The following is a 19,946-nucleotide window of genomic DNA, read 5'->3' on the forward strand; positions in this document are numbered from 1 at the left end:
TTCGACAGTCGTCGAGACAAGGAGGGGCCATGTCCCGTGTACAGCTCGCCCTGCGGGTGCCGGACCTGGAGAGCTCGATCGCGTTCTACCGGTCGCTGTTCGGGACCGGACCGGCCAAGCGCCGCCCCGGCTACGCGAACTTCGCCGTCGCCGATCCGCCGTTGAAGCTGGTGCTGATCGAGGGCGAGCCCGGCCGGGCCACGGTGCTCGACCACCTCGGCGTCGAGGTGGAGGACACCGCCACGGTGCAGCGGGCCACCGGCCGGCTGTCCGGGCTGGGGCTGGTCACGCAGGTGGAGAACGACACCGTCTGCTGCCACGCCCGGCAGGACAAGGTGTGGGTGCACGGGCCGGGTGACGAGCCGTGGGAGGTCTACACGGTCACCGACGACTCCCCCGGGCACGGACCGGACGGCGGGACGGTGCCGGCGGCCGGCCCGGCCGGCGGTTGCTGCGCGGGCCGCTGATCCCCTCCTCCGACAGCCGGCCGAGCGGGTGAGCGCGGATCCCGGAGGCCCTGCAGCACACGGCGGCCGACGCTAGCCGGTCACCCCCGACGCCCGCCGCGCACGATGGTTGGCGACGTTGACCCGGTTCCCGCACAGACCGGGCATGCAGTAGCGGCGACGCCCCGCCCGGGTCGAGTCGATGAACGCCCCGACGCAGGTGGGCGCGCCACACTGCCGGAACCGCTGCTCGCCGAGGGCCTGCACGACGCCGAGGATCCCGACCCCGCAGACGAGCGCGAGGGCGTCGTCGATCCCGCCTCCCGGGGCGAGCTCCACCGCCCATCGATCGGCACGACCGCCGGGGACCAGCGTCAGCGCCCCGGCGGAGGCGGTCAGCGCGGTCGCGCCCGCGACGAGGCGCTCCCGCTCCGGGACGTCGATCAGTCCCCGCACGACGTAGCGCAGCGACTGCACCGCCCCCAGCCGGCGGTCGTCGGCCGCGCGCGCGAGCTCGCCGAGCCCGGACGGCCGCCCCGGATCGGCCGGGTCGGCCGCCGTGCGGTCGAACTCGTCGGCGAAGCCGACCAGAGCGTCGAGGTCGCCGAGGTGATCCGGCCCCTGCCACACCTCGGGCGTCGTGTTGGCCAGCTCGGTCGCCACGGTGGCAGCGAACGCGTAACCGTCAAGAAGCACTTGCATGCCTTACGCTCCCCGGCCTAGGCTCCGTTCAATCGAACTTTACCCCTTACAGCATGGAGTCGAGCATGGCACCGACCGGCATCGACGTGATCGTGTTCGACGTGCTGGGGACGCTGGTGGACGAGGCGACGGGCCTGCGCAGCGCCATCGAACGGTGCGCTCCGGGCGCCGATCCCACGACGGCGGCCGGGCTCGTCGCCGTCTGGCAGGAGTACGTCGCGGCCGAGCAGGAACGCATCGTCGCCGGTGACCGCGCGTTCGCCCCGAGCAGCGTCCTGGACGCCGAGGCCGCGGCCGTCGTGGCCCGACACGCCGGGATCGACGATCCCGGACCGCTGCAGCTCCTGGCCGCGGCCTCGACACGGCTCCCGCCGTGGCCCGATTCGGCGCGGGGACTGGCCCGTCTGGCCGAACGACGTCCCGTGATCGGCCTGTCCAACGCCGACCGGTCGACGCTGCTGCGGCTCGACGCCCACGCCGGACTGCGCTGGCACCTGGCCCTGTCCGCCGAGGACGCCGCGACCTACAAGCCGCACCCGGCCGTCTACCGGCTCGCGCTCGCCGCCGCAGCGGTCGAACCCGACCGTGTTCTCATGGTCGCCGCGCACGCCTGGGACCTGCGCGGCGCGGCGGCGCTGGGCATGCGGACCGCCTACGTCGAACGCCCGGTGGGCGATCCGCCGACCGGCGCGGACCGCTTCGACCTGCACGCGGCCGGCCTGGCCGACCTGGCCGACCGGCTCTGACCGACCAGGAGGACCGCCCGTGATCGTCACCTTCGCCTTCACCCGACTGTCCGTGGACGTCCGGCGGTGGTTCGAGATCGGCCCCGACGCGACGATGGAGCGCGGTGCGCGGGTCGAGCTCCGGCTCCTCGAACCCCAGCCGCACCGCGGCACCGAGTCGGCCTCCCAGCGGTCCGTCGCCGACAACACGTTCTGGCGGGCCGACCTGTTCGACCGCCTCGACCAGCCGGGACGGTGGGCCGCGGCCCACTACCACCCGTCGTTCGACGGCGTCGAGCCCAGTGACCGGGTCTGGTCACCGGAGCTGACCGCCGACCCCTGGGGCTGGCTGTCCGATCAGCTGCTGCACGTCGAGGACCGGTTCCGCGCGGCCGGGCTCGATCCGGCGCTCGCCCGCTACGACCTCGACGACCTGCGGGCCGTCGCGCCCCGGATCGTGGCCTGCGCCCGCGAGTTCGGACCCGAGCAGACCATGACCCGCGACGACGACTTCCGGCTGACCCGGGACGCCGCCGAGCGCGTCCGCAGGATGATCGACCTCGTCCCGCCGGGCGTCCCGGTGGATCGCGAGTACCTGCGGCCGTGGATCGAGCAGCCCGGCTGAGCCACGGCGCGACGTCGGCCGCGCCGCCGCCGGACCGGAAGAATCGCGTCGCCGGAAAGCATTCCCGGCATCGGGACCGCGCGCCCGTCCGGACACCCGGTGAAATCGACCGGATCGACGGGTCCCGTCCGTATCGACACGGTCGATCCCGGGCCGGGACCGGGCCGCGATCGCCGACCGGAACGGTCCGGGCCACCGCCGGACGCCCGGCCGCCCGCCGCCCCGCCGGCTGCGGCGCGCCGCGCCCGATCATGCCCCCCACCAGCACATCCGTCGGACCGGGCCCGGGCAGGACCGGCCCCCGTGGCACCGGCGCAGGTGCTGCCGAGCCGGAACGCCCGTCCTCCCGGGACACGACCGGCCATCGTGGACCGCAGGGCATTCCGCGCGTTCCGCGACACGATTCCGGAAACGGGGACCCGAAAGGTCGCCGGACAATGCCCGACGAACCGGCCATTCGCTTCCCGGTCGAGTTCGCCCGTGCTAGGTTGACGCCTCCGCCCGGCGCGTGTGCGGGACTCCGGACAGACCCCCCAACGGTTCGAGGAGAAGATCGGTGTCCCTGCGAACGGCGCAGACCATCGCCTATCCGTCACCCGCCTCCCGCCCCCGGCGACGCAACGCCGAGCCGACCGCCCCGCACGTGATCGTGCTGTTCGGGGCCACCGGTGACCTGGCCAAGCGCAAGCTCCTCCCGGGTCTGGCCTACCTCGCCGAGTCGTCGCTGGCTCCCGACGTGCGCATCGTCGGCACCGCGATGGAGGACATGCCCGTCGAGGAGTTCCGCGATCTCGCCAAGAGCGCCATGCACGACTTCGGCGTCCACAAGCTGACCGACGAGGCCTGGGCCCGGTTCGCCCAGCGGCTCAGCTACGTCGGCACCGGCGCGGGCCCCGAGGGCCTCGCCGCGGCGGTCGCCACCGCCGAGGCGGAGCTCGGGGAGGGGGCGCGCCGGCTGCACTACCTGTCCGTCCCCCCGAAGGCCGCGCAGAACGTGATCACGATGCTGCACGAAGCTGACCTGGTGGACCGCTCCCGGGTCGTCATGGAGAAGCCGTTCGGCCACGACCTGCGCAGCGCCATCGAGCTCAACGACCACGTCCACGAGGTGTTCGACGAGTCGCAGGTCTTCCGCATCGACCACTTCCTCGGCAAGGAGGCCGCGCAGAACATCCTCGCGTTTCGCTTCGCCAACGGCCTGTTCGAGCCGATCTGGAACCGCAACTTCATCGACCACGTCCAGATCGACATCCCCGAGAAGCTCGGTCTCGACCAGCGCGCGGACTTCTACGAGTCCACCGGCGCGTACAAGGACATGGTCGTCACCCACCTCATGCAGGTGATGGCGTTCGTCGCGATGGAACCGCCGACGGCCCTGGAGCCGCGCGCCATCAGCGAGGAGAAGAACAAGGTCTTCCGCTCGATGCTGCCCATCCACCCGCACGAGGTCGTCCGCGGCCAGTACGGCGGCTACCGCGAGGAGCGCGGCGTGTCGCCCGACTCCGACACGGAGACCTTCATCGCGCTGCGCGTGGGCCTGGACAACTGGCGCTGGGCCGGGGTGCCGTTCTACCTCCGCACCGGCAAGCGCATGGCGGAGGGCCAGCGGATCATCTCGATCGCCTTCAAGGAGGCCCCGCGGACGATGTTCCCGCAGGGCTCGGGCGTCGGGGAGGCCGGGCCGGACCACCTCACGTTCGACCTCGCCGACTCGTCGCGGGTGTCGCTGTCGTTCTACGGGAAGCGGCCCGGGCCGGGCATGCGGCTGGAGAAGCTGTCGATGCAGTTCTCCACCCAGGAGACCGAGACCGCGGGCGACGTCCTGGAGGCCTACGAGCGGCTGATCCTCGACGCGATGCGCGGCGACCACACCCTGTTCACCACCGCCGAGGGCATCGAGTCCCTGTGGGAGCGGTCGCAGCCGCTGCTGGACGACCCGCCCGTCGTCAAGCGCTACCCGCCGGGCACCTGGGGGCCCAACTCGATCCACCAGCTCATCGCGCCGAACATGTGGCGGCTGCCGTTCGAGCGGGCCTGGCGCGAGACGAAGTAGCGGGTACCGGGCCCGTCCCGGTCGGCCCGGTGCCGGCTGCGTGACGTCGGGATCACCCCGCGGTCAGACCGGCGGCCAGTTCCGCAGCGCGGTGTCGGCGACCTCCTGCAGCTCCGCCCGCGACGCCCCGCCCGCCGCCTGCACGGCGATCCCGTTCGCCACGGTCATGACGTAGCGGGCGAGCCGCCGCGGGTCCGCGCCCGCGGGCAGGTCGCCCTCGTCGACCGCCCGCCGGAAGCGCTCCGCGAGCCGCACCTCGGCGGCGGTGCGCCACTCGACCAGCGCGTCGTGGATCGGGCGGCCCGCCTCGCCGGACACCAGCGAGCCCTGGACACCCAGGCAGCCGGCCGGTGCGTCGGGACGGGTGGTGGTCCGGACCGAGCCGTTCAGGAACGCCGTCGCCACCGCCTGCGCGGTGGGCTCGGTCAGCGCCAGCTCCCCGTACGACGCGGGCCCCTCGGTGTAGCGGTCCAGGGCCCTGCGGAACAGCTGCTCCTTGTTGCCGAAGGCCGCGTACATGCTGGTCCGGGTGATGCCCATGGCCGCGGTCAGGTCGGCGAGGCCGGCGCCCTCGTAGCCCTTCTCCCAGAACACGAGCAGCGCACGTTCGAGCGCCTCGTCGGCGTCGAACCCGCGGGGCCGGCCGACGGGGGCCTTCTTCGCACCGGTCACGGCACCCAGACTACTCGTTCTGTATCAGCCGGTACCGAAGTGCTACGGTCATTTCAGTACCAGTCGGTACTGAAGCAGCGGGAGAGGGTGGCATGGGACAGCTCGAGGGCCGGACGGCCGTGGTGACCGGCGGCAGCAGCGGGATCGGCCTGGCGGCCGCCCGGCGGTTCGCCGCCGAGGGCGCGCACGTGTTCGTCACCGGCAGGAACGAGGCCGAGCTGGACGCGGCCGTCGAGACGATCGGCCCGGCCACCGGGGTGCCGGGCGACGTCGCCGACCTGGACCATCTCGACCGGCTCTACGCCGCGGTCCGGGAGCGGGGCGACGGCCTGGACGTCGTGTTCGCGAACGCCGGGACGGCGGAGTTCCTCCCGCTCGGCGAGATCACCGAGGAGCACGTCGACCGGATCTTCGACGTCAACGTGCGCGGCACGCTGTTCACCGTGCAGAAGGCGCTGCCACTGCTCAACGACGGCGCCTCGGTGATCGTGAACTCCTCGACCCGGGCCGACGACGGCGTCGAGACGTTCGGCACCTATGCCGCCAGCAAGGCCGCCCTGCGCTCCTTCGTCCGCACCTGGGCGAACGAGCTGAAGGGCCGCGGCATCCGGGTCAACGCCGTCTCCCCGGGCACCATCGACACCCCGGCGGTCGCCGAGCTGGTCGGCGCGGAGCGCGCCGAGCAGGCGCGGGCCGGCTTCGCGGCGAAGGTGCCGCTCGGCCGCGCCGGCACCGCCGACGAGGTCGCCGACGCCGTCGCCTTCCTCGCGTCCGCGCAGAGCAGCTTCGTGCTCGGCGCGAACCTCTACGTCGACGGCGGCGAGAAGCAGCTCTGACCCGGACGACGAGAACAGGAGACCGTATGGAACTCGGACTGCACATCGCCGACTTCACCTGGAACGGCGGCGCCGCGGCGCTCGGCCCCGCGCTCGCCCGGCACGCCCGGGACGCGGAGGCCGCGGGCGTCAGCCGGATCACCGTGATGGACCACTTCTGGCAGCTCGGCGGCGACGTCGGCCTCGGCCCGTTCGAGAACGACATGCTGGAGGCGTACACCACGCTCGGCTTCCTCGCGGCGGCCACCGAGCGGGTGCGACTGCACACGCTCGTCACCGGCGTCACCTACCGGGAGCCGGCCCTGGTCGCGAAGCAGATCTCCACCCTGGACGTGCTGTCCGGCGGCCGCGCCGGACTGGGCATCGGTGCCGCCTGGGCCGCCGACGAGTCCGCAGGACTGGGCTTCGGCTTCCCGCCGACCCGGGAGCGGTTCGAACGGCTCGAGGAGGCGATCCGGATCTGCCTGCAGATGTGGTCGGACTCCGACGATCCGTTCACCGGCGAGCACTACCGGCTCGGCCGCACCCTGAACGTGCCGCAGGCCCTGCAGCGGCCGCACCCGTACCTGCTGATCGGCGGATCCGGCGAGAAGCGCACGCTGCGGCTGGTCGCGCAGTACGCCGACGCCTGCAACATCGCCGCGACGCCGGAGTCGGCCCGCAAGCTCGACGTGCTGCGGGCGCACTGCGACGCGGTCGGGCGCGACTACGACGACATCGAGAAGACCGCGATGATCGGGATCGACCCGGACACCACCGCCGACGACGTGGTCCGGGCCGCGTCGGCGCAGCGCGAGCTGGGGTTCAGCACGGTGTACGTGTTCGCCCGGCGGATCCCGGAGCCGGGGCGGATCGTCGACGTCGTCGGGGCCGCGGCGGGCGAGCTGGGCTGAGCCTGCCGGCGCGGCGGCTCCACCGCACCCGGGCCGGGCGCTGAGCCGCTAGCCGGACCGCGCGTGCAGTCCCCCGTCCACCGGCAGCAGGCAGCCGTTGACGTAGGCGGACTCGTCGGAGGCCAGGAACAGGGCCGCGTTCGCCACGTCGGCGGCGCGGCCCATCCGGCCGGTCGGGCTGAGGGCGTCCCGGGCCGCCCGCACCTCCTCGGCGGTCCGGTCACCGGCGAGCTCGCGGTAGACGAGCGGGGTGTCGACCAGCCCGGCGAGGATCGCGTTGGCCCGGATCCCGCGGTCCGCGTACTGCACGGCGAGGGTGCGGGTCAGCTGGTTCACCCCGGCCTTCGCCGCCGCGTAGGCCGGGTACGGGTAGCCGGTCCAGCGGATCGACGCCAGCGACGAGACGGTGACGATGGCGCCGCCGCCGCGGGCGATCAGCTGCGGCAGCGTCTCCCGGCAGCAGACGAACACGCTGTCCAGGTTGACCGCGATCGCGCTGCGCCACTGGTCGAGCGTGATGTCCTCCGGACCGCCGAGCAGGGTGGCTCCGACGTTGTTGTGCACGATGTCGATGCCGCCGAACTCGCCGACCGTCTCGGCGACGGCGGCGGCGACCTGCTCCGGGTCGGTGACGTCGGCGTCGAGCGCGAGCGCGTCGCCGCCGGCCCGGAGCACGTCGTCGGCGGTGCGCTCGGCGGCGCACGGATCCCGGTCGACGACGGCGACCCGGGCGCCGTGCCGGGCGAACGTCAGCGCCGTGGTGTGCCCGATCGCCGCGACCCCGGCGGGCGGCTGCGCCGCGGCCCGGCCGCCGCCGAACACGATCGCCACCCGCCCCGCCAGCCGGGTCACCGGTCCGCCTCGACCAGCAGCAGCTCGACGGTGACCGCCACCGGGCTCGCCGCCGGGTCGATCACCCCGCCGTGCACGACGCCGTCGGAGTCGACGGCGAGCGCGTGCAGCTCACCGGCCCCGGCGTCCGGCCCGACGACGCCGCGCACCGAGATCACCTCGGTGCACGGCCCGGCGGGCACCCGGGCCGCCCCCGGGAACACCGGGCCGACCAGGCTGCCGAGGGTGCCGCGCAGCAGGGCCCGCCGGAAGCCGGCGTCGGCGCAGATCCGGGTGGCGGCCACCAGCAGGTCCTCGCCGGGCCGCACCCGCGCGGTGACCGCCCGCGCCCCGTCCGCGGTCCCGGCGGCGGGTCGCGGGGTGAAGACCGGGAGCAGCGTCTCCGGGTCCTCCGCGCTCTCGTTGCGCACCCCGGCCAGCGGGAACACCAGCGCCTGCACGCCGGTCGCGCCGACCGTCGTCGCGGGCCAGAGGTGCCCGCCGAGCAGGGCCCCCGACCGGTCGATCCAGGCCAGGTGGGCGTGCGTGAACGGGGCGCCGTCGCGGGTCCAGGTCCCGGCCGCCCCGGCGACGACGGCTACCGGACCGGCCGAGGTGCGGGTCGCGCTGTAGTGCGCCGCGCGGCTGCCGTCGGTGCAGTACGCCGGGATGCAGTAGGACACCTCGCCGAGCGTCCCGCCGACCAGCTCGACCTGGGCCGCCGTGACGCCCAGGCGGTGCACCGCGTCCTGCAGCGCCGCGGCCAGCCCGGCCCCGGCCGGGAGGTCGACGGCGACCGCGCGGGTCCGGGCCGGCACCGCGGCGATCCGCTCGGCGGCGGCCGGGCCGGGATGGCGCAGCGGGGCGGGCGCGGTCACGACCGGCCCCCCGGTGCGCCGTCGGTCCAGCCCTGGTCGACCAGCCGCTCCCGGATCGTCCGCTTGACGATCTTGCCGTAGCCGGAGCGGGGCAGCTCCGGCCAGCGGACGTAGTGCCGGGGCAGCTTGTACCGGGCGATCCGCGGTTCCAGCCACTCGCGCAGCTCGGACTCGCCGGGCTCGTGGCCGTCGGCGGGCACCCAGACCGCGACCCCCACCTCACCCCAGGACGGGTGCGGCATGCCGAGCACCGCGACCTCGCCGACGCCGGGATGGGCGACGAGCTTCTCCTCGACGTCGCGCGGGTGCACGTTGGACCCGCCGGAGATGTACATGTCGGAGATCCGGCCGGTGAGGAACAGGTAGCCGTGCTCGTCGAACACGCCGATGTCGCCGGTGTGGAACCAGCCGTCCCGGAAGGCGGCGGCGTTCGCCTCGTCGTTGCCCAGGTAGCCGTGGCAGACCGCGGGACCGGCGACGCAGACCTCGCCGGGCTCGCCCGGCGCGGTCTCGGTGCCGTCCGGGCGGCGCAGCACCACCGCCATGCCGGTGCGGACCCGGCCGCAGGTGCCGAACTCGACGCCGTCCGGGCCGGGCCGGTCGTGCTCGTCCGGGCCGAGGACGGTGATGTTCCCGGTGACCTCGCCGAGGCCGTAGTACTGCACCAGCACGTCGCCGAGCACGGCGCGGGCGTGCGCCTGGTCGGCCGCGTACATCGGCGCGCCGGCGTAGACGACGTGCCGCAGGGCGGTGTGGTCGCGGGTGCGGGCGTCCGGGTGCTCGGCGAGCTTCTTCAGGATCGTCGGGACGGTGAACATGTTGGAGATCCGCTCGCGTTCCACCAGCTCCCACGCCTCGGCCGGGTCGAGCCCGGGTGCGGTGGTGAGCACCGAGCGGGCGCCCCGCGCGACCTGCGGGAGCAGGTGCACGCCGGCGCCGTGCGACAGCGGCGCGAGCACCAGCGAGGCGTCGTCCGCGGACAGTCCGGGCATCAGGTCGGCGATGTGGTTGGTGACCACGAAGCCCATCTGGTCGTGGGTGAGCACCGCGCACTTGGGGCTGCCGCTGGTCCCGGAGGTGAAGAAGTACCAGGCCGGGTCCCCGTTCCGGACGGGCGCGTCCGGCACCGGTGCGCCGGTGCCGTCCAGCGGGGCCACCGTCGCGACCGCGTCCGGGCCGGTCCCGGCGATCCACAGCGGTGCGCCGCGCAGCGGGCCGACGGCCTCGGCGACGGCTGCGGCGTGCGCGCGGTCGGCGTCGTGGCAGACCACCAGCGCCGGCCGGCAGACCCGGGCGATCACGGCGACGTCGGCCGGGGTCAGCCGGGCGTTGGTCGGTGCGACGACGCCGCCGGCCCGCCACACCGCGAACAGGGTCTGCACCAGCTCGATCTCGTTGGCGCTGTGCACCAGCACGCAGTCGCCGGGGCGCAGGCCGCGGGCGGTCAGCGCGGCCGCCAGCGCACTCACCGCGGCGTCCAGTGTGGACCAGGAGATCCGGTGCGCACCGCGCACGACGGCGTCGGCTTCGGGCAGCCGCCGCGCGGTCTGGGTGAGCAGCGTCGCCAGGTTCACCGCCCGCCGGTACGGCCCCGGCCCGGTCACCGGGCGGCCTCCAGCACCGAGGCGTAGTTGGCGACCGCCACCCCGCCCATGTTGAACACCGCGGCCCGGCCGACCCGGGGCAGCTGCATGTCCCCGGCCTCGCCGACGAGCTGCATCGCGGCCATCACGTGCTGGGACACCCCGGTCGCGCCGATCGGGTGCCCCTTGGCCTTGAGCCCGCCGGAGACGTTGACCGGCAGCACGCCGTCGCGCTCGGTGTAGCCGTCCTCCAGCAGCGTGCCGCCCTTGCCGGGCGGGGCCAGCCCGAACGCCTCGTACTGCAGCAGCTCGGCCTGGGTGAAGCAGTCGTGGGTCTCCAGCAGGTCCAGGTCGGCCGGACCGACGCCGGCCTCGGCGAGCGCGGCGTGGAAGGCGCGGCGGGCGCCGTCGAACTCGAGCGCGTCGGTGCGGGCGTCGATCGCCATCGCGTCGTTGGCCTGGGCCCGGCCCAGCCAGCGCACCGAGCGGCGGGCGGCGCGGGCGACGTCCGGCCCGGCGACGACGACGGCCGCGGCCCCGTCGGACACCATCGAGCAGTCGGTGCGCAGCAGCGGGTCCGCGACGACCGGGTTCCGCTCGGAGGCGACCGAGCAGAACTCGACGCCCAGGTCGCGGCGGACGTGCGCGTACGGGTTGTGCACCGCGTTGGCGTGGTTCTTCGCGGCGATCCGGGCGAGCGCCCGCCGCTGGTCGCCGTACCGCGCGGCGTACCGGCGGGCCAGCTCCGCGAAGATCGCGGCGAAGCTGCCGTGGTGCTCCTCGGTCCGCAGGTGGCCCGCGCTCAGCAGCGCCGCGCCGATCTCGTCGCCCGGGGTGGAGGTCATCTTCTCCGCGCCGACGACGAGTGCCGCCCTGGCCCGGCCGGACTCCACCGCGTCCAGCGCGGTGAACAGCGCCGCGCTGCCGGTGGCGCAGGCGTTCTCGGTGCGCACCGCGGGGATCGCGGCCAGCTCCGGGGTCCCGGCGCCGACGAGCGCGGCGTGGAAGCTCTGCCTGCCCAGCCCGGCCCCGAACACGCCGACGCTGATCAGGTCGATCGCCGAGGCGTCGATCCCGGCGTCGGCGAGCGCCGCCGACGCCACCTCGGCGGCGAGCTCCTCCACCCCGGGCGCGGCGAGCCTGCCGAACGGGGTGTGCGCCCAGCCGGTCAGCTGCGCTCCTGCGATCTGCGCTGTCATCGTCGACCTCCGTCGCGCGGACGGGCCCTGCTGCGACCCTGTCCCGATGGTGGCGACGGGGCCGCCCGGGACGGAACCTCGGGACGACGCGAAAACCCGGTGCCCGGTTCTCGTTCTGTCGAAAAGTGCTGGTGCAATGGACACATGACGGCGTGGGGCGGCGAGGCGGACGACATCCGGCTGCTCGTCGACGAGCTGGCCGAGCTGCTCGGCCGCTCGGTGGTCGTGAACGACCCGCTGGTCCGCCAGATCTACGGCAGCCGCCACTTCGAGGACGAGGACCCGGTCCGCATCCGCGCCGTGCTGCAGCACGAGATCGGCGCCGAGGTGACCGCGCACGTGCTCGACCAGGACATCCCGCACTGGCCCGGCGCCGGCCGGCTGCCCGGGGCACCGGCGCTGGGCCTGCTGCCCCGCTGGTGCGTCCCGCTGCGCGCCGACGGCGGGTTCCTCGGGACGATCATGGTGATCGACGCCGGGCAGACGCTCACCGGCACCGAGAAGGCCGCGATCGACGACTGCGCGCACGCGGTCGCGGACCTGCTCGCGGCCAGGGCCCAGGTCGCCGACGCCCGGCGCGGCGAGCGCGACCGGGCCCTGCGCGGCCTGTTCGGCGCCGACGACGGCGACCGCGAGGCCGCGGTGGAGACGCTGCGCGACAGCGGCTTCCCTGACCGGGCGCAGCTGGTCGCGATGGTCGTCGAGGTGACCAGCATGCGGCACTCCGACGCCCAGCTCGAGCTCGCGCTGCGGCACGCCCGCTCCACGGTCGAGGCGGCCGGCCGGACGCCCGGCCTCGGGCTGGTCACCGGCAGCCGGATCGAGCTCGTGCAGCACCGGCCGTCCGCGCCGGCGACCGGCGCGCTGCGGGAGACCGCCGGCCGCATCCGGCACGGGCTGGTCCGCGCACTCGGCCCGCAGGCCGGGATCGTCGCCGGGATCGGCTCGCCGGTCACCGCGCTGGCCCGGGTCCGGACGGCACACCGGCAGGCGGTCGTCGCGGTCCGGGCGGCGCGCCGGCTGCCCGCGCTCGACGGCGTCGCGGCCTGGGACGAGCTGGGCGGTGACGCCCCGCTGCTCTCGCTGCCCGACGACCTGCCCCCCGGCGCCCCGGCCGCGCGCGCCCTGCAGGCGCTCGACGCGCACGACGCCGGCCCCCGGCTGCGCGAGACGCTGCGCGCCTACCTGGAGCACGCCGGCTCCGCCCCGCGCACCGCGCGCGCCCTGAACCTGCACCGGACGTCGCTCTACTACCGGCTCAACCAGATCCGCGAGCTCACCGGCTACGACCTGGACTCCGGCGACGACCGGTTCGCCCTGCACCTGCAGTTGCGCATCGAAGCGCTCGCCCCACGGGCCTGAGCTGCGGTTTCCGACAGAACGATGAACAGCCGCCGCCGGTTCGCTACCGGTGGCGGTCGAACTGCTCCGGTGACCGCTCTCACACTCGGCACCAGCAGTGCAGCCGACCCGGTGAGGAACCGCCCCTGATGAGTGCAGCGCAGCCCGGCCCGTCCGTCCCGGTCGCGATCGTGACCGGCTCCCGGGGCGGCATCGGATCCGCCGTCGCCGCCCGGCTCACCAAGGACGGGTTCACCGTCGCCGGGTTCGACGTGACCGCCGCCGGCGAGCCGGCGACCGCGCTCGACCTGGCGCTCGACGTCGCCGAGCAGGCCGCGGTCCGGGAGAGCGTGGACCGGGTGGTCGCCGAGCTCGGCCGGCTCGACGTCGTCGTCAACTGCGCCGGGACCGGCCGCCGGACGTCGTTCGCCGCGACCACCCCCGACGAGTTCATGGCCGACGTCAGCTCCAACCTGCTCGGCACCTTCCTGGTCTGCCAGGCGGCGGTGTTCCCGCACATGCAGGCGGCCGGCGGCGGGCGGCTGGTGAACGTCGCGTCGATCTCCGGGAAGACCGGCGGCACCGGCCCGGCCTCCGTCGACGGCCGGCCCGGCCGCTCCGGGCCCGGCTACGCCGCGGCGAAGGCCGGCGTCATCAACCTGACCCGGTGGATCGCGCGCGAGGCGCGGCACACCGGCGTCACCGCGAACGTCGTCGCACCCGGGCCGATCGAGACCGCGATGACCGTCGGGCAGCACTACGACACGAGTGAGATCCCGCTGGGCCGGATGGGCCTGCCGGACGAGGTCGCGGACGCCGTGGCCTGGCTGGCGAGCCCGGGCGCCGGCTACGTGAACGGCACCGTCGTCGACGTCGACGGCGGGCTCGTCCGCGCCTGAACGGCCGGGCACGGGCAACTGAGATCGGGCAACGACGCCGAGAGAGGCACATCCCATGAGCACCTTCACCACGTCCGACGGCTGCGACCTGGACTACCGCGACGAGGGTTCCGGACCCCGCACCCTGGTGCTGCTGCACGGGTGGTCGCAGTCCCGGGCGATGTACGACCGGGTGATCCCGGCGCTGGCGCAGCACTACCGGGTGATCAGCTACGACCAGCGCGCGCACGGCGAGTCCGGCAAGCCCGCCCGCGGCGCCCGGATGGCCCGGCTCGCCCAGGACCTGCACGAGCTGCTCGACCACCTCGGCGTCGCGTCCGCCGACCTGGCCGGGCACTCGATGGGCTGCTCGGTGCTGTGGAGCTACCTGGACAACCACGGCAGCGGCCGGGTCGACTCGTTGATCGCGATCGACCAGCCCAGCGCCTGCACGGTGCTGCCGTGGATGACCCCGGAGGAGGGCACCGAGGCGGGTGCGATCCTCGGCTTCGCCGGCGCCGAGGAGTTCGCGAAGGGCCTGCTCGGTCCGGACTCGGACAGCGTGCGGCACGCGTTCCTGGTCTCGATGCTGACCCCCGACATCTCCGCCGACGACCTGGCCTGGCTCTACGCCGAGAACCTCAAGTTCCCGGCGCCGTTCGGCGCCCGGCTGCTGATCGACCACGTCATGCAGGACTGGCGGGACGTGCTGCCGTCGATCGACGTGCCGACCCTGGTGATCGGCGGCGAGGTCAGCCACGTCGCGCCGGTGTCGCAGGAGTGGATCCGGGACCGCATCCCGGGCGCCCGGCTGCGGGTGTTCACCCGGGCCGAGGGCGGCGGGCACTTCCCGTTCTTCGAGCAGCCCGGGCCGTTCGCCGAGGCGCTGATCGGGTTCCTCGACGCGCTGCCCGCGCCGCGCGGGGCAGCCGCGCCGAGCCCCGTCTGACTCCCCGCCGGCTCCCGTCCGGCTCCCGGGCGGCTCCCGGCCGGCGCCCGGGCGGCTCTCGTCCGGGCCCGGGTCCCGGGCAGGTCCCGGTCGGGTCCGGGTCCCGGCCGGATCAGGCGTCCGGGCGCGGCGGGGGTGCGCCCAGCGCGCGTTCCAGGACGGCGCGCAACCGCTCCGGATCGGGCGGCTCGTCGTCGAGCAGGATCGAGGCGCACAGCCCGTCGGCGGTCGCGATCAGCGCGGTGGCGGCGTGCGGGTCGTCGGTGCGGGTGCGGGCGATCTCGGCGACGAGCGCCCGCCAGCCGTGCGCGAGCCCGCGCAGCGCCGGGCGCCGGGCGGCCAGTGTGGACAGCTCGCGCTCGGCCAGCGCGCGGCCGCGGCCCGCCTCGGTGCCGGAGTCGGCGAGCAGCCGGGCGAGTCCGGTCAGCGGGTCCGCGCCGGAGTCCAGCGCCGCCCGCAGGATCCGCTCGTAGTCCCGGCCGACCTCGGTCAGCGCGGCGACCAGCAGGTCGTCGAGGGTGGCGAAGTAGTAGGTGGCGAGGCTGGTCGGGGTGCCCGCCTCGCGGGCGACGCTGCGGTGCGTGACGCCGGCGGCGCCGTCCCGCGCGACCACCCGCAGGGTCGCCGCGATCAGCTCGGCGCGGCGGCGCTCCCCACGCGCGCGGCGCCCGTCGGACGGCATCTCGGTGCCCGGCACGCAACCCCCTCTCCTCGGCGCGCCCCACGCTATCGGCCGGGCCCCGCCGCCCCGGCGAGATGCGCACCAGCGCGAATAGTCGATCTTTCCGGAACGCTCAGCTGCATCTCGACGGTTCGGGACGGCCGGCCGGGGCGACCCGGCGCAGCGTCAGGAGGGCGAGGAGGGCGAGCGTGGCGACGGCGACCCCGGTCGCGGCGCCGACCACGCCCAGCCCGGCGGTCTGGGCGTGGCGGGCGGCGTCCAGGGCGGCCGGCGGCAGGTCGGCGGCGACCGCGCCGGCCAGGCTCGCCGCAGCGTCGCCGTCCAGCCCGGCAGCGCCGTCCAGCCCAGCGGCGCCGTCCAGCCCGGCGGCGCCGTCCAGCCCGGCAGCGCCGTCCAGCCCGGCAGCGCCGTCCAGCCCGGCGGCGGCGGGCAGCGTCGCGCGGTAGACGGCGTTCGCGACGCTGCCGAGCACCGCCACCCCGACCGCGATGCCGAGCTCCTGCACGGTCTCCGACATCGCCGCCGCCGATCCGGCCCGGTGCGCCGGCGCGCTGCCGACGACCAGATCGGTGCCGAGCGCGGCCACCGCGCCGAGCCCGAGATAGACCAGCGCGAACGCGGACACCACCAGGCCGGTGTTCCCCGGGCCGTCGACGGCGGCGAACAGCAGGTGGCCCACCGCGGAGGCGGCCAGCGTCGCGGCGACGACGACGCCCGGCCGGATCCGCCGGGCCAGCAGCGGGGCGCCGATCGCCGCGACGAACATGGCGAGCGCCGGCGGCGCCATCCACAGGCCCGCGGTGAGCGGGGAGTACCCCTCCACGAACTGCAGGTGCTGGGTGACCAGGTACATCGCGCCGCCCACGCCGACCAGCGCGACGAGCAGTACCAGCAGTGCGGCACCGAACGCGGGCACCCGGAACAGCCGCAGGTCGAGCAGCGGATCGTCCAGCCTGCCCTGCCGCCGGACGAACAGCACCGCGAACAGCGTCCCCGCCGTCGCCGCGGCCACCGTGCGGGCGTCGACGCCGGCCGCCGCCCCGTGCTTGACCGCGTAGACCAGCGGCAGGATCGCGAGCAGCGACAACGCGACGCTGGTGGGATCGAGGCGTCCGGCGGCGGGATCGCGGTACTCCGGCAGCAGCAGCGGGGCCGCCACCAGCACGACCACCACGACCGGGATCGCGAGCAGGAACACCGACCCCCACCAGAAGCGCTCCAGCAGCAGGCCACCGGCCAGCGGCCCGAGCGCCATCCCGAGCGCGAACATGGTCGCCCAGACGCCGATCGCCAGGCCGCGCTGCCGCACGTCGGTGAACATGTTCCCGATCAGTGCGAGCGTCGAGGGCATCAGCGTCGCACCGGCGACGCCGAGCGCGGCGCGGGCGGCGATCAGCATCTCCGCGGAGGTCGCGAACGCCGCGGCGACCGAGGCGGCGCCGAACGCGACGAGCCCGATCATCAGCAGCCGGCGCCGCCCGGTGCGGTCCCCGAGGGTGCCCATCGTGATCAGCAGTCCGGCGATCATGAACCCGTACACGTCCATGATCCACAGCGCCTGGACGCTGCTGGGCCGCAGATCCAGCGACAGCTCCGGGAGTGCCAGGTACAGCACGGTGACGTCCAGCCCGAGCAACGCGGTGGGCAGCGCGAGCACGGCCAATCCGATCCACTGACGGGGACCGGCCCGGACGACGGCGGGTGGTGGTGGCACGCGGGGCTCCAGCCATAAGCTTGAACGATCGTACTAGTTGTACCATCGTTCTACTTGCTGGAGCCACCGCCGCGGGTCACCTCCCGGCGGTGCCGAACGCGGCGAGCGCCACGTCCTGCCAGCGCTCCCACTCCGCGAGCTGGGCCAGGTACTGCTCGCGGACCGGCTCGAAGGACCGGCCGAAGAAGACCCGCAGCGGCGGATCGTCGGCGTCGACCACCGCGAACAGCGCGGGCACCGTCGCCGCCGGGTCGCCGATCTCGAACGCCACCGGATCGGACCGCAGGTGCTCGTAGGCCGGCAGCGGGGCGCTGCGCCGGGCGCCGATCTCCAGCCAGCCGGTCTCGTACGGGCCGGGCTCGATGTTGGTCACCCGGATCCCGGATCCCTCGATCTCCTGGACCAGCGACTGGACCAGACCCTCCACCGCCCACTTCGACGCGTGGTAGGCCCCGATCCCCGGGAACGCCCGGACGCCGCCCTCGCTGGTCACGGTCAGCAGGTGCCCGGAGCCCTGCGCGCGCAGCACCGGCAGGGTGGCCTGGAGCACCCACAGCGCGCCGAAGAAGTTCGTCTCCAGCTGGGCGCGGATGTCCGATTCGGTCAGCTCCTCGACGGCGCCGAAGTGCCCGTAGCCGGCGTTGTTGACCACGACGTCGATCCGGCCGAAGTGCTCGGCCGCCCGCCGGACGGTGTCGAACACCGCGTCCCGGTCGGTGACGTCGAGCGGGAGCGGGAGGAACGCGTCGCCGTACGTGGCGGCCAGGTCGTCGAGGGTGCCGACGTCGCGGGCGGTGGCGACCACCCGGTCGCCGCGGCGCAGCGCCGCCTCGGCCCACAGCCGGCCGAAGCCGCGGGACGCGCCGGTGAGGAACCAGGTCGTGTGCGTGTCGGTGTTCATGGGATCCAGCCTGCAAGCGCCCGAGCCATGCGACAAGCGACTGTTCTGCACGACAGCCATGCGCAGAACGCATACGATCGACGCATGGCGGAGCTGACGCTGGTCGGGTTGCGGGTGCTGCGCGAGGTCGCCCGGCAGGGCTCGTTCAGCGGGGCGGCGACGGCGCTGGGCTACACCCAGTCCGCGGTGTCCCGGCAGGTCGCGTCGACGGAGGCGGCCGCGGGCGGGGCGCTGTTCGAGCGGCTGCCGCGCGGGGTGCGGCCGACCGCGGCGGGCGAGGTGCTGGTCCGCCGGGCCGATCGGGTGCTCGGCGAGCTGGACGGCGCGCTGGCCGAGCTCGCCGGCGTCCGGGACCGGCTGGCCGGGCGGCTGGTGGCCGCGGCGTTCCCGACCGCGGCCGCGGTGCTGCTGCCCCGGGCGATCGCCCGGCTCGCGGCCCGCAACCCGCAGCTGCGGGTCGACCTGCAGGAGGCCGCCACCCCGGTGCAGCTGCGCAGGCTGCGGGCCGGCCGGATCGAGGTCGCGTTGATCGCGCGCGGCGAGGGCCTGCCGGAGGTGGACCTCGACGGCCTGCACCACGAACCGGTGCAGGTGCCGCGCGGGCCGGGCATCGCGGTCGCCGCCGACCACCGGCTGGCCGGGCACGACGTGGTCGACGTCGCGGAGCTCGCCGGTGAGACCTGGGTGGTCGGCACCGGGCCCGCCGGGGAGCCGCAGTTCGGGCCGTGGCCGGGACTGGAGCGGCCGCGCACCGGGCCCGAGGTGCGGCACTGGGCGACCCGGTTCGGGCTGGTCGCGGCCGGCTTGGGCATCACCCTGGTCCCCGGCCTGGCCGCCGACTCGGTCCCGCACGACGTGCGCTGGCTGCCGGTGCACGACCCGGCCGGGGTACCGGACCGGTCGCTGCGGGTGGTGACCGCACCGTCGCCGTCCGGGGCGGCCGCCGCGCTGGTCAGGACGGTGCACGCGGAGGCCGCCCGGCTGCTGCCCCGGTGACCGCGCCGACCGGACGTTCCCGACATACCGTGACCGGGTGACCCGACGACAGACGCCCGACCGGGCCTACTGGCTGGTCGAACCCGGCCGCGGCGAGATCCGCGACGTCGAGCTGCCCGACCCCGGACCGGACGACGTCGTCGTCCGCACCCTGCACACCGGGATCAGCCGCGGCACCGAGGGACTGGTGCACCGCGGCGGGGTCCCGCCCGCCGAGTACGACCGGATGCGCGCCCCGTTCCAGGAGGGCACGTTCCCCGGCCCGGTGAAGTACGGGTACCTCAACGTCGGCGTCGTCGAGCAGGGCCCGCCCGGGCTGCTCGGCCGCACCGTGTTCTGCCTCTACCCGCACCAGACCCGCTACGTCGTCCCGGCCACGGCGGTGGTGCCGGTCCCGGACGACGTGCCCGCCGGCCGCGCGGTGCTGGCCGGCACCGTGGAGACCGCGGTGAACGCGCTGTGGGACGCGGCGCCGCTGATCGGCGACCGGGTCAGCGTGGTCGGGGCCGGCCCGGTCGGCTGCGCCGTCGCCGCGCTGCTGGCCCGCTTCCCCGGCGTCGACGTCGAGATCGTGGATGTCCAGCCGTCCCGCTCACCGATCGCCGAGCGGCTCGGCGCCGGGTTCGCACTGCCCGCCGACGCCCGCACCGGCCGCGATCTGGTCGTGCACACCAGCGGCACCGGCGACGGCCTGAGCCGCTCGCTGGAACTGCTCGCCGACGAGGCCACGGTGCTGGAACTGAGCTGGTACGGCGACCGCCCGGTCACCGTCGCGCTCGGCTCGGACTTCCACTCGCGCCGCCTGGCGATCCGCTCCAGCCAGGTCGGCGCCGTCGCCCCCGCCCGGCGCGGGCGGCGCAGCCACGCCGACCGCCTGGCCGTCGCGCTCGGGCTGCTCGCCGATCCGGTCTTCGACGGCCTCGTCACCGGCGGTGTCCGGTTCGAGAATCTTCCCGCCGCACTGGACCGGATCGTGGCGGGCGGTGAACAGGACGCGCTCGCCATCCGTGTGGACTACGGGGAGCCCCCGACATCCCCGTGA

General features: G+C 75.0%; 20 protein-coding genes. 11 read left to right on the plus strand and 9 right to left on the minus strand.

Features of this window, described 5'->3' with window-relative positions:
• Positions 1–29 precede the first annotated feature (29 nt).
• Positions 30–467 carry an ArsI/CadI family heavy metal resistance metalloenzyme gene (locus ABD160_RS03265; protein ID WP_344018093.1) on the plus strand — a complete coding sequence of 146 codons (438 nt, stop codon included), beginning with the start codon at positions 30–32 and terminating at the stop codon, positions 465–467.
• Between the two features lie 72 nt (positions 468–539).
• Here ABD160_RS03265 and ABD160_RS03270 read toward each other — a convergent pair whose 3' ends face one another.
• Positions 540–1,148: a CGNR zinc finger domain-containing protein gene (locus ABD160_RS03270; protein WP_344018094.1), complete on the minus strand. Its 609-nt coding sequence runs from the start codon at positions 1,146–1,148 to the stop codon at positions 540–542.
• Between the two features lie 65 nt (positions 1,149–1,213).
• Between ABD160_RS03270 and ABD160_RS03275 the strand changes: the two genes are divergently transcribed.
• The 3 genes from ABD160_RS03275 to zwf all read left to right on the plus strand — a co-directional run bounded on the left by ABD160_RS03275 (position 1,214) and on the right by zwf (position 4,551).
• Positions 1,214–1,894, plus strand: coding sequence for a haloacid dehalogenase type II (locus ABD160_RS03275; RefSeq protein WP_344018095.1), 681 nt, complete (start codon positions 1,214–1,216; stop codon positions 1,892–1,894).
• Between the two features lie 19 nt (positions 1,895–1,913).
• Entirely contained in the window at positions 1,914–2,498 is a 585-nt protein-coding gene (locus tag ABD160_RS03280; RefSeq protein ID WP_344018096.1) for a hypothetical protein, read from the plus strand.
• Positions 2,499–3,054: 556 nt separating this feature from the next.
• Positions 3,055–4,551 (plus strand): glucose-6-phosphate dehydrogenase, encoded by a 1,497-nt coding sequence (gene zwf / locus ABD160_RS03285; protein WP_344018097.1) that lies wholly within the window; start codon positions 3,055–3,057, stop codon positions 4,549–4,551.
• A 63-nt stretch (positions 4,552–4,614) separates the two neighbouring features.
• Here the strand turns inward: zwf and ABD160_RS03290 are convergent, their stop codons facing one another.
• Positions 4,615–5,223, minus strand: coding sequence for a TetR/AcrR family transcriptional regulator (locus tag ABD160_RS03290; RefSeq protein ID WP_344018098.1), 609 nt, complete (start codon positions 5,221–5,223; stop codon positions 4,615–4,617).
• Positions 5,224–5,315: 92 nt separating this feature from the next.
• On the opposite strand from ABD160_RS03290, the gene ABD160_RS03295 reads away from it, so the two are divergent.
• Positions 5,316–6,059, plus strand: a complete 744-nt coding sequence (locus ABD160_RS03295; RefSeq protein ID WP_344018099.1) for a glucose 1-dehydrogenase — start codon at positions 5,316–5,318, stop codon at positions 6,057–6,059.
• A gap of 26 nt (positions 6,060–6,085) precedes the next feature.
• Positions 6,086–6,952, plus strand: a complete 867-nt coding sequence (locus ABD160_RS03300; protein WP_344018100.1) for an LLM class F420-dependent oxidoreductase — start codon at positions 6,086–6,088, stop codon at positions 6,950–6,952.
• Positions 6,953–7,000: 48 nt separating this feature from the next.
• Here the strand turns inward: ABD160_RS03300 and ABD160_RS03305 are convergent, their stop codons facing one another.
• The 4 genes from ABD160_RS03305 to ABD160_RS03320 are packed head-to-tail and all read right to left on the minus strand — an operon-like array spanning position 7,001 to position 11,443.
• Positions 7,001–7,804, minus strand: a complete 804-nt coding sequence (locus ABD160_RS03305; RefSeq protein WP_344018101.1) for an SDR family NAD(P)-dependent oxidoreductase — start codon at positions 7,802–7,804, stop codon at positions 7,001–7,003.
• A complete protein-coding gene (locus ABD160_RS03310) occupies positions 7,801–8,661 on the minus strand; it encodes a PCC domain-containing protein (protein ID WP_344018103.1) in 861 nt (286 codons plus the stop codon). Before ABD160_RS03310 ends, ABD160_RS03305 begins: the two co-directional genes overlap by 4 nt.
• Positions 8,658–10,265 (minus strand): AMP-binding protein, encoded by a 1,608-nt coding sequence (locus tag ABD160_RS03315; RefSeq protein ID WP_344018105.1) that lies wholly within the window; start codon positions 10,263–10,265, stop codon positions 8,658–8,660. The genes ABD160_RS03310 and ABD160_RS03315 overlap by 4 nt, the downstream gene beginning before the upstream one ends.
• Entirely contained in the window at positions 10,262–11,443 is a 1,182-nt protein-coding gene (locus ABD160_RS03320; protein WP_344018106.1) for a thiolase domain-containing protein, read from the minus strand. The genes ABD160_RS03315 and ABD160_RS03320 overlap by 4 nt, the downstream gene beginning before the upstream one ends.
• Positions 11,444–11,587: 144 nt before the next feature.
• Here ABD160_RS03320 and ABD160_RS03325 point away from each other — a divergent pair, with 144 nt between their 5' ends.
• The 3 genes from ABD160_RS03325 (at position 11,588) to ABD160_RS03335 (ending at position 14,611) form a co-directional block, all read left to right on the plus strand.
• Positions 11,588–12,805, plus strand: coding sequence for a PucR family transcriptional regulator (locus ABD160_RS03325; protein ID WP_344018108.1), 1,218 nt, complete (start codon positions 11,588–11,590; stop codon positions 12,803–12,805).
• 128 nt (positions 12,806–12,933) lie between these two features.
• Positions 12,934–13,683, plus strand: a complete 750-nt coding sequence (locus ABD160_RS03330; RefSeq protein WP_344018109.1) for an SDR family NAD(P)-dependent oxidoreductase — start codon at positions 12,934–12,936, stop codon at positions 13,681–13,683.
• A gap of 55 nt (positions 13,684–13,738) precedes the next feature.
• Positions 13,739–14,611, plus strand: a complete 873-nt coding sequence (locus ABD160_RS03335; protein WP_344018111.1) for an alpha/beta fold hydrolase — start codon at positions 13,739–13,741, stop codon at positions 14,609–14,611.
• 112 nt (positions 14,612–14,723) lie between these two features.
• Here ABD160_RS03335 and ABD160_RS03340 read toward each other — a convergent pair whose 3' ends face one another.
• The 3 genes from ABD160_RS03340 to ABD160_RS03350 all read right to left on the minus strand — a co-directional run bounded on the left by ABD160_RS03340 (position 14,724) and on the right by ABD160_RS03350 (position 17,908).
• Complete coding sequence (locus tag ABD160_RS03340; RefSeq protein WP_344018372.1) at positions 14,724–15,293, minus strand: TetR/AcrR family transcriptional regulator; 570 nt, start codon at positions 15,291–15,293, stop codon at positions 14,724–14,726.
• 112 nt (positions 15,294–15,405) lie between these two features.
• Positions 15,406–17,007 carry an MFS transporter gene (locus tag ABD160_RS03345; protein ID WP_344018112.1) on the minus strand — a complete coding sequence of 534 codons (1,602 nt, stop codon included), beginning with the start codon at positions 17,005–17,007 and terminating at the stop codon, positions 15,406–15,408.
• A 76-nt stretch (positions 17,008–17,083) separates the two neighbouring features.
• Entirely contained in the window at positions 17,084–17,908 is an 825-nt protein-coding gene (locus ABD160_RS03350) for an SDR family NAD(P)-dependent oxidoreductase (RefSeq protein WP_344018113.1), read from the minus strand.
• Positions 17,909–17,992: 84 nt separating this feature from the next.
• On the opposite strand from ABD160_RS03350, the gene ABD160_RS03355 reads away from it, so the two are divergent.
• Positions 17,993–18,904: a LysR family transcriptional regulator gene (locus ABD160_RS03355; RefSeq protein ID WP_344018114.1), complete on the plus strand. Its 912-nt coding sequence runs from the start codon at positions 17,993–17,995 to the stop codon at positions 18,902–18,904.
• 37 nt (positions 18,905–18,941) lie between these two features.
• A complete protein-coding gene (locus tag ABD160_RS03360; protein ID WP_344018115.1) occupies positions 18,942–19,946 on the plus strand; it encodes a zinc-dependent alcohol dehydrogenase in 1,005 nt (334 codons plus the stop codon).

The sequence above is a fragment of the Pseudonocardia kongjuensis genome, from assembly GCF_039526905.1.
Taxonomy (GTDB): domain Bacteria; phylum Actinomycetota; class Actinomycetes; order Mycobacteriales; family Pseudonocardiaceae; genus Pseudonocardia; species Pseudonocardia kongjuensis.

Excerpts from the sequence above, each read along its gene's own strand:
- ABD160_RS03320 (WP_344018106.1), bottom strand. The coding sequence starts at position 11,443 with ATGACAGCGCAGATCGCAGGAGCGCAGCTGACCGGCTGGGCGCACACC.
- ABD160_RS03340 (WP_344018372.1), bottom strand. The coding sequence starts at position 15,293 with ATGCCGTCCGACGGGCGCCGCGCGCGTGGGGAGCGCCGCCGCGCCGAG.
- ABD160_RS03325 (WP_344018108.1), top strand. The coding sequence starts at position 11,588 with ATGACGGCGTGGGGCGGCGAGGCGGACGACATCCGGCTGCTCGTCGAC.
- ABD160_RS03335 (WP_344018111.1), top strand. The coding sequence starts at position 13,739 with ATGAGCACCTTCACCACGTCCGACGGCTGCGACCTGGACTACCGCGAC.
- ABD160_RS03295 (WP_344018099.1), top strand. The coding sequence starts at position 5,316 with ATGGGACAGCTCGAGGGCCGGACGGCCGTGGTGACCGGCGGCAGCAGC.
- ABD160_RS03330 (WP_344018109.1), top strand. The coding sequence starts at position 12,934 with ATGAGTGCAGCGCAGCCCGGCCCGTCCGTCCCGGTCGCGATCGTGACC.
- ABD160_RS03265 (WP_344018093.1), top strand. The coding sequence starts at position 30 with ATGTCCCGTGTACAGCTCGCCCTGCGGGTGCCGGACCTGGAGAGCTCG.
- ABD160_RS03270 (WP_344018094.1), bottom strand. The coding sequence starts at position 1,148 with ATGCAAGTGCTTCTTGACGGTTACGCGTTCGCTGCCACCGTGGCGACC.
- ABD160_RS03275 (WP_344018095.1), top strand. The coding sequence starts at position 1,214 with ATGGCACCGACCGGCATCGACGTGATCGTGTTCGACGTGCTGGGGACG.
- ABD160_RS03355 (WP_344018114.1), top strand. The coding sequence starts at position 17,993 with ATGGCGGAGCTGACGCTGGTCGGGTTGCGGGTGCTGCGCGAGGTCGCC.
- ABD160_RS03300 (WP_344018100.1), top strand. The coding sequence starts at position 6,086 with ATGGAACTCGGACTGCACATCGCCGACTTCACCTGGAACGGCGGCGCC.
- ABD160_RS03350 (WP_344018113.1), bottom strand. The coding sequence starts at position 17,908 with ATGAACACCGACACGCACACGACCTGGTTCCTCACCGGCGCGTCCCGC.